Here is an 11,379-nt window from a genome sequence, read left to right as displayed (position 1 = left end):
TCTGATGTTATTACCAACTTTTATAGAAGATATAAAAAAATATATATTGTTTTCTATAAAAAAATACTTTTTATGTTTTTTATCATCCATTTTATTAATACTAAGTTTTGCTCCCTTTGATTTATTTTTCTTTGCTTGGGTTTCTCTTTTACCTTTATTTTTATTTCTCTACAATGCACCAGATTATAAAACTGTTTTTAAAGGTGGTTTGATTTTTGGATTTTTTTATTTTTTAGGAAATGTTTATTGGATATACCACTCCCTTTATTATTATGGATCAGTTCCTCTTTTTTTAAGTTATATCATAGTTATTCTTTTATCTCTATATTTAGCTTTATATCCTGCTTTATTCTCATTAATATATAAGAATTTACTCAGAAATAATTTACCCACATCATTGTATGCACCTTTTATCTGGGTTAGCTTAGAAGTTTTAAGAACCTATTTTTTAACAGGTTTCCCATGGGCATTATTAGGATATAGTCAGTATAAATTTTTAATAATAGCTCAAATTGTTGATATTACTGGAATATATGGATTGTCTTACCTTATCGTGCTTTTTAATTGTTTTATTTTTGATTTTTGGATTTTTAGAAAAAAGAAAACTCTGTATCCCCTTTTACCCTATTATTCAATTATAAGTAGCACTATTTTAGTTATTACAATTTTTGTCTTATGTATAGTTTATGGTTTAAATAGATTAGATTCTTATGAAAATAATAATAAATTCCGAGTAGCTGTAATCCAAGGAAGTATCCCCCAAAATGAAAAGTGGGATTTTAATAAAATTAATGAAATTTTAAATATTTATAAAAATCTTACAGTAAAAGCAAATGCATATAATCCTAAACTTATTGTCTGGCCTGAAACAGCAATTCCTTTTATTTTTGAAAAAAATCGATATTTAACAGAAGATTTAATAAAATTTGTTAAAGAACAAAATGTATATTTACTTTTTGGAAGTATAATGGAAAGACAAAAAGATAAATATACGAATAGCGCTATTTTAATTGATCCAAATGGAACAGTTGCCTATTATTATGATAAAATACATTTAGTTCCCTTTGGAGAATATGTTCCTCTAAGAAAAATTTTATTTTTTATTGATAAATTAACAGTGGGCATAGGCGATTATCAACCCGGTAGTAGTTATAATGTAGCAATTACTCCCTTTGGAAAGTTTGCAACTTTAATATGTTACGAAATTATTTTCCCAGGGCAGGTTAGAAAATTTTACAATAAAGGTGGAAATTTTATTGTAAATATTACAAATGATGGCTGGTTTGGAAACACAGCAGGACCTTATCAACATTTTTCAATAGCTGTATTTAGAGCAATTGAAAACAGAAAACCTTTAATAAGATCTGCTAACTCTGGTATTTCTGGTTTTATTGATAGTAGTGGTAGGATTATTAATAAAACAAATTTATTTGAGAGAAAATATTTTGTAAGTGATATTCAAATAAATAATAAAATTAGTTTTTATACAAAGTATGGTGATATATTTGCATATATTTGTATAGTATTTTCTTTGATATTTTTAATAGGAAATATAAATTTTGGAGGTAAAAAATGGTTACATCTGAGGATTTAAAAGTTTTTTTAAGAGAAATTAAAGAAAAGGTTTTTTCTTTAAGAGATTGTCTTTGAATTTGATAAATTAAAAAATAGGATTGAAGAAATAGAAAAAGAACTTCTTAAAGAAGAAGTTTGGAAGAATTTAGATAAAATAAAGGAGATTCAAAAAGAAAAAAATAGACTTTTAGAAACAATAGAACCTATTGAAAATATAACGAAGAGAGTTTTAGACCTTGAGGAAGCCTTAACTATTGCTGAATCTGAAGAAGAGGGTTATTTACTTTTAAAGGATTTAGAAAAAGATATAGAAAATATAAGGTCTCAGATTGATAATCTTGAAATAAAACTTTTATTAAAAGGGCAACATGATATAAATAATGCTATAGTATCAATTCATCCTGGAGCAGGTGGAACTGAAAGTCAGGACTGGGCTGAAATTCTTATGCGTATGTATTTAAGATGGGCTGAGAAAAAGGGTTTTAAAGTTCAAATCATTGATTTACAAACAGGTGAAGAAGCAGGGATTAAAGATGTAACATTTACTGTAGAAGGACCTTTTGCTTATGGATATTTAAAAGCTGAAGTTGGTGTTCATAGACTTGTAAGAATATCTCCCTTTGATGCAAATAAAAGAAGACATACTTCTTTTGCAGCTGTTCATGTTTGTCCTGAAATAGAGGATAATATCCAGATTGATATAAAAGAAGATGATTTAAGAATAGATACTTTTAGAGCCTCTGGAGCAGGAGGACAGCATGTAAATAAAGTATCTTCTGCTGTTAGAATAGTTCATATTCCTACAGGAATTTTTGTTAGTTGTCAAACTGAGAGGTCTCAACATAGAAATAAAGAACTCGCTATGAAAATTTTGAAGTCAAAACTTTACAATTTAATGCAGAAGGAAAAGGAAGAGAAAATGAAAGCTTTAACAGGAGATAAAAAAAATATTTCCTGGGGAAATCAGATTAGATCTTATATTCTTCATCCCTACAGATTAATTAAAGACCATCGAACTGATTTAGAAGTTTATAATGTAGATCAGGTTTTAGATGGAGATATAGATATATTTATTGAAGCTTATTTAAAAAAGTTTGCAGTATCATCTTAAGTTTTTTTTATTTTTTATTTTAAGTAGTAGTTTTTGTTATAAGCTGTTCTGTTTAAATGTTGATTTTTATTTTGATTACAATTATTTAGAATGTGAATAAATTTTTATATTTTTAAACAATTTTTACATTTTTTCTTATTTTTATTTTTTGAATGTTAAATTGATAGGATTATATTTACAAGTTTTTAACAATTTATTGCTCAGTTTGTTAATTATAAGATATAATGAGTATGTTAAAAAATAATGCTTTATTTGTATCTTATTGAAAAATAAGAATTTTTAGATTTAACAGTATTTTAACAATAAAGTTTTTAACAAATGTTAAAAAGTTGTTGAAAAATGAATGAATTAAATAAAATTTGGCAAAAAATTTTAGAGATACTTTTACAAAAGGTAGGAGAGCCAACCTTTGATTTATGGTTTTCTCCTATAAAATTTTTAAATATAAAAAATTCTGAAATTTTTATTGAAGTTCCAAATAGATTTTTTAAAGACTGGATAGAGGATAATTTCCCATCCCTTATAAAAGAAGCATTCCATCAGGTTACTGGAAATAATTATGAAATAAACTATATTATAAGTGGAAAAGAACCTGAACAATTAACCATAGATGAGAAAATTAAACAAGTTAAACGAGGTAATTTAAATCCTAAATATACCTTTGATACTTTTGTAGTCGGTCCTTCTAATCAGTTTGCCCATGCTGCGTCCCTAAGGGTGGCAGAAAACCCTGGATTTTCATATAATCCTCTTTTTATATATGGGGGTGTTGGTTTGGGAAAAACTCATCTTATTAATGCAATTGGTAATTTTATTTTAGATAAAAATCCAGATTTAAATGTTTGTTATATTTCTTCAGAACAATTTACTGGCGAATTTGTTTCAGCAATTAGACATGAAAAAATGCCTGAATTTCGGCAGAAATACAGAACAGTAGATATTTTTCTTGTTGATGATATTCAGTTTATTGCAGGAAAAGACTCTACCCAGGAAGAATTCTTTCATACCTTTAATGAATTATACAGTAAGCAAAAACAAATAGTTATCTCAAGTGATAGACCGCCTATGGAGATTTCGGATATTACAGATAGGCTTCGTTCAAGATTTGGAATGGGGTTAATTGCCGATATTCAACCACCAGAAATTGAGACAAGATTAGCTATTCTATATAAAAAAGCTGAAAGAGAAGGCATAGTGCTTCCAGAGGATGTCGCCTATTTCATAGCTTCCCGTGTTAAGTCAAATGTTAGAGAACTTGAAGGTTCTTTAATAAAACTTTGTGCCTATATTTCCTTAACAAAAGTCCCCATAACTCTTGAAATAGCAAAACAAGTTCTTAAAGATTTATTACCTGATGAAAATAAACCGATAACAATAGAAATAATTCAAAAAACAGTTTGTGAAAGCTTAGGAATTAAAATGCAAGATATTAAATCAAAAAAACGTACAAAGGAAATTTCAAATGCAAGAAAATTAGCAATGTATATTACAAAGAAGTTGACGAATCTTTCTTTATCTGAGATAGGCAATGCCTTTGGTGGAAAGGACCATGCAACAGTCATTTATGCTTGCAAGCAGATTGAAAAAGAGAAGGAAAAAGACGAAAATTTATGTCGGTTAATTGATTCGATTATAAGAAAACTTCAAGAAAATAAATAAGATAAAGGAGGAAAGCATAATGCATGTAAAAGTTAAAAAAGAAACAATACAGGAGAAGCTTTCGAAAATTCAAAATATTGTTGAGAAAAAGGGGATAATGCCAGTATTAAATCATTTTTTAATGGAAGCAGAAGAAAATTCAAGTTATATATTAGCCACAGACCTTGAAACAGCAGTAAAACAACCATTAGAAATTGAGGTATTTTCTCCAGGAAAAATCTGTATTCCTGCAAGAAAATTTTATGAGATTGTCAAAGAATTAGACGATGAAATTGAACTTAAAGTAATGGAAAACTGGTTATTAATTCAAAGCGGAAGAACAAATTACAGGCTTGCTACCTTAAGTGCTGACGAATTTCCTGTTTGGCCTCAAATTGGACAATCAACAAAGATAAGATTATCAAGAGATTTTTTACTGACAGCCATTGATAAAACCTTATATGCTGCGGGAGAGGCTGATGCAAGATATGCCTTAAACGGATTGCTTTTTCATTTTAAAAATTTAAATGATTTCAGGGTTGTAGGCACTGATGGACACCGATTAGCTCTTTTTAAAGCCTCTTTAGAAGGGATAGGTTCTGTAGATGAAAAGAAAGTTATCCTTTCAAAAAAATCATTGGCTGAGTTAAAGAAATTTATAGCCGATTCAGAAGAGGTTGTTTTTGAAATAGGAAAAACTCATGTAATGTTTAAAATGGATAGCATAGTTTTTCTTACAAGAATGATAGAAGGTAGCTATCCAGATTATGAGATAGTAATTCCTAAACATAATGACAAAGTTGCTATAGTAGATAAAAAATTAATGATATCCTCTCTTAAAAGAGTTTCAGTTATAAGTAAAGAACGACAAAATGCAGTTAAAATGGATTTTTTAGAGGATTTAGTAATTATTTCATCTTCTGATCCTGAATTAGGAGAGGCAAAGGATGAATTAACAATAGATTATCAATCAAATCCAATTCAAATCGGTTTTAATGCCAGATATCTGATTGAAGCACTTAGTGAAATTTCTTCAGACAGAGCAAAGATAACCCTGAGTGAACCAGATAAGGCAGTTTATATTACCGATGGAGAAGATAAAGGATTATATAAATATGAAAGTATTGTTATGCCTTTAAGATTATAGAAATGACAAAGTGAAGGAGTGTAGTTGTGAATAAAGAGGAAACATATAAGGCTGAAGATATCAAAATTTTAAAGGGATTAGAAGGTGTTCGAACAAGACCAGCTATGTATATTGGTTCTACAGGAGTTGAGGGTTTGCATCATCTTGTCTATGAGGTGGTCGACAACTCTGTAGATGAAGCATTAGCAGGATTTTGCACAAAAATTGACATAACACTATGTAAAGATGGCAGCTGTGAAGTATCAGACAATGGTAGAGGTATTCCTATTGATAAACATCCCGATGATCCTGCAGGAAGGACTGCCTTAGAGATAGTACTTACAGAATTACACGCAGGAGGAAAATTTGAGTCTAAGGCATACAAAGTATCTGGAGGACTTCATGGAGTTGGTTTGAGTGTTGTAAATGCCCTTTCTGAATGGTTAGAGGTAGAAGTTAAAAGGGATGGTAAAGTTGTTCGTCAGAGATATTCTCGTGGTGAGCCAATTACCGATGTTCAGAGAGTAGGTGAAACAAAAGAAACAGGAACAAAGGTTAGATTTAAACCAGACAGTGAAATTTTTGAAGTTACAGAATTTTCAAAGGATATTCTTTCTCAGAGATTTAAGGAACTTGCCTATCTTAATAAAGGCTTGAAAATAACTCTATTTGATGAAAATACTGGAAATTTAATTGAGTTTTTTGCAGAGGGTGGAATTGTATCATTTGTAGAAGATATGAACAAAAATAAAAAAGTAATTAATCCAAAACCTATTTTTGTATCTGGGAAAAAAGATGGAGTAATAGTTGAAATAGCTATTCAATACAATGAGGGTTACTCAGAGGAGATTTTGACTTTTGTAAATAACATAAACACCCGTGAAGGAGGAACTCATTTAGTTGGTTTTAAATCAGCTCTTACCAGAACTTTAAATAGTTACAGCTTGGAATCAGGTCTTTTAAAAGAAGGAAAAGAAATTCTTTCAGGAGAAGATGTAAGAGAAGGGATAGTTGCAGTTATTAGCGTTAAAGTGCCTGAACCTCAGTTTGAAGGACAAACAAAGATGAAACTCGGAAATAGCGAGGTTAAGGGTATTGTTGAGACAATTCTAAATGAGGGACTTAGCAGATGGCTTGAGGAAAATCCTAATTATGCAAAGAAAATTATTGAAAAAGCAAAAGACGCAGCCCGTGCTCGTGAAGCAGCTAAAAAAGCAAAGGAGCTTACTAGAAGAAAGGGAATACTTGAGGATACTACCCTCCCTGGCAAACTTGCTGATTGTACTGAAAAAGATCCCTCTCAATCAGAACTATTCATTGTAGAAGGAGACTCTGCAGGTGGTTCAGCTAAACAGGCAAGAGACAGACGCACTCAGGCTGTTCTACCTCTTCGGGGTAAGATTTTAAACGTTGAAAAGGCTCGTATTGATAAAATGCTTACCTCAGAGGAGATAAAGACTCTAATTACAGCAATTGGAGGAGGAATAGGAAAGGAAAATTTTGAATTAAATTCTGTAAGATACCATAAAATTATACTGATGACTGATGCTGATGTTGATGGTGCTCATATAAGAACCCTTCTTTTAACCTTTTTTTACAGACAGATGCTTCCTTTAATTGAACAAGGCTATCTTTATATAGCTCAACCTCCTCTTTACAGAATAAAAAGAGGTAAATGGGAAAGATATATCCAAACAGAGGAGGAATTTTATAAATTTTTGATCGACATAGCAATTGAAGAAGTCTCTCTAATATCAGTTGAGCAAGAAAGACAAAGAGAGATAAAAAAAGAGATTTTAATGCTTATTTTTGAATATGGTCGTATTATTGAAGCTTTCGAAAGAAAGGGTTTTTCTGCCTCTTACATAGAAAAAATTTTAAATATCGATAATCAAGAGAGTTTAAAGGCAAACTGGAAAGATTTCGGACTTCTTAAGGAAATTTATGACAAAATTATGCTTTTTAACGAGATAAAAAGTAATGCTGATTTTTGTTTGCAGATAAAAAGTGATAGCATAAAAAGCAAGTCTTTGTGGGAGCTTTATACAAAAATTATGGAAACTGTGAAAAAGGGACTTACAATTCAGAGATATAAAGGACTTGGTGAGATGAATCCAGATCAACTTTGGGAAACCACTATGGATCCTCAGAAAAGAACCCTACTTCAGGTTACAGTTGAAGATGCTGAGAAGGCAAATGAAATATTTACAGTGCTCATGGGAGATGAAGTAGAGCCAAGAAAAGATTTTATTGTAAAACATGCCCTTGAGGTAAGAAATCTTGATATTTAATCTAAGAATCCTGATTTAGGAAAGGCTGTCTTAGGCTTAATCATGAAAATTAAAGGAGTTTGAATAATGCTTGATATAAAATTTGTAAGAGAAAATCCTGAGAAAGTAAAGGAAGCACTTAAAAAGAGAGGATATAACATAGATTTTGATAGCTTCCTATCTATGGAAGAAGAAAGACTAAAATTGCTAAGAGAAATTGAGAATAAAAGAGCCATAAGAAATGCTGTATCTCAAGAGATAGCAAAACTAAAAAAATTAAAACCTGACTCTCCAGAATTGGAAAGACTAATTTCTGAAATGCGTCAATTAGGTGATGAAATAAATGTTCTTGAAAGTAAATTAAGAACAATTGAAGATAAAGTACAGAATTTTCTTCTTTATATTCCTAATTTACCCCATAATACAGTACCAGTTGGAAAAGATGAAACAGAAAATGTAGAGATAAGAAGATGGGGAGTACCCCCTGAATTTGATTTTGAACCTCTCAATCATTGGGATATTGGAGAGATTCTTGGATTAATAGATTTTGAAAGAGCAGGGAAGATTGCAGGAAGCAGATTTGCTGTAATGAAAGGTGCAGGTGCTCGTCTTGAAAGAGCCCTTATAAATTTTATGCTGGATTTACATATTAGTAGAGGATACATAGAAGTTTTTCCACCACTTCTTGTAAATAAAGATTCAATGATTGGAACAGGTCAGCTTCCTAAATTTGAAGAAGATTTATTTAAAATAGAAGAACCAGAGTATTATCTGATTCCTACTGCAGAGGTTCCTGTAACAAATCTTCATAGAAATGAAATCTTATCAGAAGATGATCTGCCAATTTATTATGTTTCATACACACCCTGTTTTCGTAAAGAAGCAGGTTCCCATGGAAAAGATGTAAGAGGACTAATTAGACAGCATCAATTCAATAAAGTTGAACTTGTTAAATTTGTAAAACCAGAAGACTCCTATGAAGAATTAGAATCTCTTACAAAGGATGCAGAAGAGGTTCTACAACGTTTAGGTCTTCATTACAGGGTTATTGTTCTTTGTACAGGAGATTTGGGTTTTTCTTCTGCAAAAACATATGATATTGAAGTATGGCTTCCTGGACAAAAACGATATAGAGAAATTTCTTCTTGTTCAAATTTTGAGGATTTTCAGGCAAGAAGAGCAAATATAAGATTTCGTAGAAGAGAAAAAAAAGGAACCGACTTTGTTCATACTCTTAATGGTTCTGGGTTAGCAATTGGAAGAACTGTTGTTGCAATTTTGGAGAATTATCAGCAAAGGGATGGGTCAGTCATTGTCCCTGAGGCTTTAAGACCCTATATGGGTATAGATATAATAAGATGATTCAGCCTATAATTGATTCCTCAGGTGTTATCCACATATTTAAAGGGAAACAGGCAGAACCAATTAAATTGGTAATTGGTGAGATTTTAACTGCTGAAATAATGGATATTTTCCCTACAGGTACAATTCAGATAAGGATTAACAATAGAATTCTTAATGCTCAGCCTCAGAGAGAACTTCCTTTAAATAAAGGTGAAACTATTTATGTAAAAGTTGAAAAACCTCTTCAAGATGGTACAATTCCATTGAGAGTTCTTTCTTCTTCTGAAACCGTTGAATATCAGAAAAAATCCCTTTTACAGCAACAAATAATCTATGATGAAATTCTTAAACTTATAGAAACAGTTATGGGTTCAAAGGAAAATCTCTTAGTTAATCAAAGGACTGATATATCAGGTTTTCTAAATAATGAAAAGATTGAGCAAATTATAAGGCATCTTTTAAATTTGCCAACAGAAAATCTTTTAGATACAATTAAGGATTCTTTAATGGAAAAGATATCAAAACTTATTCTTACAAATACCAAAACAACTACATTAATCAATGATTTAATAAAAATTTTAGAGGAAAAAGGTATTTTTAAAGAGCAGATAAATCAATTAAAAAGTCTCATTATAGATAATACCGATTTAACTCAGGAAAAACTCAAACAGGCACTTTTAAATTCTGGTGTAAATTTTGAAGCTAAACTTAAGCATGCCCTTTCAGACCTTTCAAGATTTGAAAACCTTAGAGAAGATTTAAAATCGATAATTAAAAATATTATTGATCAAGCAAAGGCAGAAGGTATAAAAGATATAAATGATAAAGCTCAGCATATTTTAAGACATATAGAAACCTATCAGGTTCTCTCAAAGACCTATCAGAGCTTTTTTACATTTCTTCCAATTGTGTGGAATGAGATAGAAGGAGGAAATATTTCTTTTAAATCCTTTAAAAGACAGGGAAAGGATTATCATACTGTTTTTATAAGTTTGAAAATAAAAGAAAACTCTTTTCTATCCTTTATTGTAACAATGATAAGCAAAAATTTTTATATCAGTTTTTCTGGATCTTCAGAGATGTTAGATTTGATAAAAAATTATGAAAATGAATTAAAGAATAGTTTTCGTAAAAGAGGCATGAATATCGGTGGAATAAATTATGTTACAAAGATTGAAGAACTTATAAAACAATGGAATATAAAAGAAGGATTAATTAGCGTGACTGTATGATGGATGAGAGTAAAAAAGCAGTAGCAATAAAATATGAAGCAGCAGATAATGCTCCAAAGGTTGTAGCAAAGGGAAGAGGATATATTGCCGATAAAATAATTCAACTGGCAAAACAGCATGGAGTTCCATTGAAAGAGGATGAAGCTTTGGTAGAGATACTTTCTAAACTTGATATTTATGAGGAGATTCCTATAGAGTTATATAAAGCAGTTGCTGAAATACTTGTTTTTGTTTATAAGCTCAAAGGTAAGGTAAAGTAATGGATATTTTGGAAAGGATTGTGGAAAGGAAAAAATTAAGAATTGAAGAAAGCAAAAAAAGAACCCCTGTAGGAGATTTAAAAAAAATTATTTCATCTATATCTGATAAGGGTAACAGAGACACTACAAAATTTTCAAAGGCAATAAAAAGACAATTTAATGAGCCAATTAAGATTATTGCTGAATTAAAAAAGGCATCTCCAATAAAGGGTCTATTGAAAGAATTTAATATTGAAAAGATGTCTGATATTTATGTTTCCTCTGGTGTAGATGCTATTTCAATAATTACAGAAGAAGATTTTTTTCTTGGTTCTCCAAATTATATTGAAGTTGTAAAAAAAAGACATCCTCAAATACCATTATTAAGAAAAGATTTTATCATTGATGAGTATCAGGTTTATGAAACTAAAGCTCTTCATGCAGATGCTTTACTTTTAATAGGAGCAATCCTTACGCTTGATAAAGCAAGAGCATTGTTTGAACTTTCAAAGGAGTTGGGAATGGATGTACTGTTTGAAGTTCATGATATAGAAGACCTTGAAAAAGCATTAAATATAGGAGTTTCAATTATTGGAATAAACAATAGAAATTTGAAAACTATGCAGATAGATTTAGATAATACTTTCAAATTAAAAAAATTAATTCCAGAGGACAAAATAGTTGTAAGTGAAAGCGGAATCAGTAAAAGAGAGCATGTACAAAAACTCCTTCAATTTGGTATAGATGCCATATTAGTAGGAACTTCTATAGTTTTATCAGAAAATCCAGATCAGAAAATTAAGGAACTTAAGATTTATAATTAGACTGTTTTAAAAAGTTTAAA

Annotated in this window: 9 protein-coding genes; all 9 read left to right on the top strand. The window is 30.2% G+C overall.

Annotation, left to right across the window (positions count from 1 at the left end):
• The first annotated feature begins 4 nt into the window (after positions 1-4).
• Positions 5-1,594 carry an apolipoprotein N-acyltransferase gene (gene lnt, locus QI155_RS04660; RefSeq protein ID WP_281321219.1) on the top strand — a complete coding sequence of 530 codons (1,590 nt, stop codon included), beginning with the start codon at positions 5-7 and terminating at the stop codon, positions 1,592-1,594.
• Positions 1,573-2,686 (top strand): peptide chain release factor 2 gene (gene prfB / locus QI155_RS04655; RefSeq protein ID WP_348650828.1). Its coding sequence is split into 2 segments (ribosomal slippage): positions 1,573-1,647 and positions 1,649-2,686, totalling 1,113 coding nucleotides; the frame shifts between segments, so codons are not numbered across the junction. Before lnt ends, prfB begins: the two co-directional genes overlap by 22 nt.
• Before the next feature lie 339 nt (positions 2,687-3,025).
• The gene (gene dnaA, locus QI155_RS04650; RefSeq protein WP_281321218.1) at positions 3,026-4,345 is read left to right on the top strand and encodes a chromosomal replication initiator protein DnaA; all 1,320 of its coding nucleotides are present in this window, start codon (positions 3,026-3,028) and stop codon (positions 4,343-4,345) included.
• A gap of 19 nt (positions 4,346-4,364) precedes the next feature.
• Positions 4,365-5,471, top strand: a complete 1,107-nt coding sequence (gene dnaN / locus QI155_RS04645; protein WP_281321217.1) for a DNA polymerase III subunit beta — start codon at positions 4,365-4,367, stop codon at positions 5,469-5,471.
• 26 nt (positions 5,472-5,497) lie between these two features.
• Positions 5,498-7,741, top strand: coding sequence for a DNA topoisomerase (ATP-hydrolyzing) subunit B (gene gyrB / locus QI155_RS04640; protein ID WP_281321216.1), 2,244 nt, complete (start codon positions 5,498-5,500; stop codon positions 7,739-7,741).
• A gap of 66 nt (positions 7,742-7,807) precedes the next feature.
• Entirely contained in the window at positions 7,808-9,082 is a 1,275-nt protein-coding gene (serS, locus tag QI155_RS04635; RefSeq protein ID WP_068861662.1) for a serine--tRNA ligase, read from the top strand.
• Positions 9,079-10,296, top strand: coding sequence for a hypothetical protein (locus QI155_RS04630; protein WP_068861661.1), 1,218 nt, complete (start codon positions 9,079-9,081; stop codon positions 10,294-10,296). Before serS ends, QI155_RS04630 begins: the two co-directional genes overlap by 4 nt.
• On the top strand, positions 10,293-10,556 hold the full coding sequence (locus tag QI155_RS04625; RefSeq protein ID WP_068861660.1) for an EscU/YscU/HrcU family type III secretion system export apparatus switch protein: 264 nt from the start codon (positions 10,293-10,295) through the stop codon (positions 10,554-10,556). Before QI155_RS04630 ends, QI155_RS04625 begins: the two co-directional genes overlap by 4 nt.
• Positions 10,556-11,359 (top strand): indole-3-glycerol phosphate synthase TrpC, encoded by an 804-nt coding sequence (gene trpC, locus QI155_RS04620; RefSeq protein ID WP_281321215.1) that lies wholly within the window; start codon positions 10,556-10,558, stop codon positions 11,357-11,359. The genes QI155_RS04625 and trpC overlap by 1 nt, the downstream gene beginning before the upstream one ends.
• The last annotated feature ends 20 nt before the right edge of the window (positions 11,360-11,379 follow it).

This window comes from Thermodesulfovibrio sp. 1176 (genome assembly GCF_029946585.1).
Classification (GTDB): domain Bacteria; phylum Nitrospirota; class Thermodesulfovibrionia; order Thermodesulfovibrionales; family Thermodesulfovibrionaceae; genus Thermodesulfovibrio.
Note: the sequence above shows the minus strand (reverse complement) of the source record. Positions and strands in the feature narration are given on the sequence as shown.

Bases quoted from the DNA above. Each gene is read 5' to 3' on its own strand.
- lnt (WP_281321219.1), top strand. From the start codon at position 5: ATGTTATTACCAACTTTTATAGAAGATATAAAAAAATATATATTGTTT.
- dnaA (WP_281321218.1), top strand. From the start codon at position 3,026: ATGAATGAATTAAATAAAATTTGGCAAAAAATTTTAGAGATACTTTTA.
- dnaN (WP_281321217.1), top strand. From the start codon at position 4,365: ATGCATGTAAAAGTTAAAAAAGAAACAATACAGGAGAAGCTTTCGAAA.
- serS (WP_068861662.1), top strand. From the start codon at position 7,808: ATGCTTGATATAAAATTTGTAAGAGAAAATCCTGAGAAAGTAAAGGAA.
- QI155_RS04630 (WP_068861661.1), top strand. From the start codon at position 9,079: ATGATTCAGCCTATAATTGATTCCTCAGGTGTTATCCACATATTTAAA.
- QI155_RS04625 (WP_068861660.1), top strand. From the start codon at position 10,293: ATGATGGATGAGAGTAAAAAAGCAGTAGCAATAAAATATGAAGCAGCA.
- trpC (WP_281321215.1), top strand. From the start codon at position 10,556: ATGGATATTTTGGAAAGGATTGTGGAAAGGAAAAAATTAAGAATTGAA.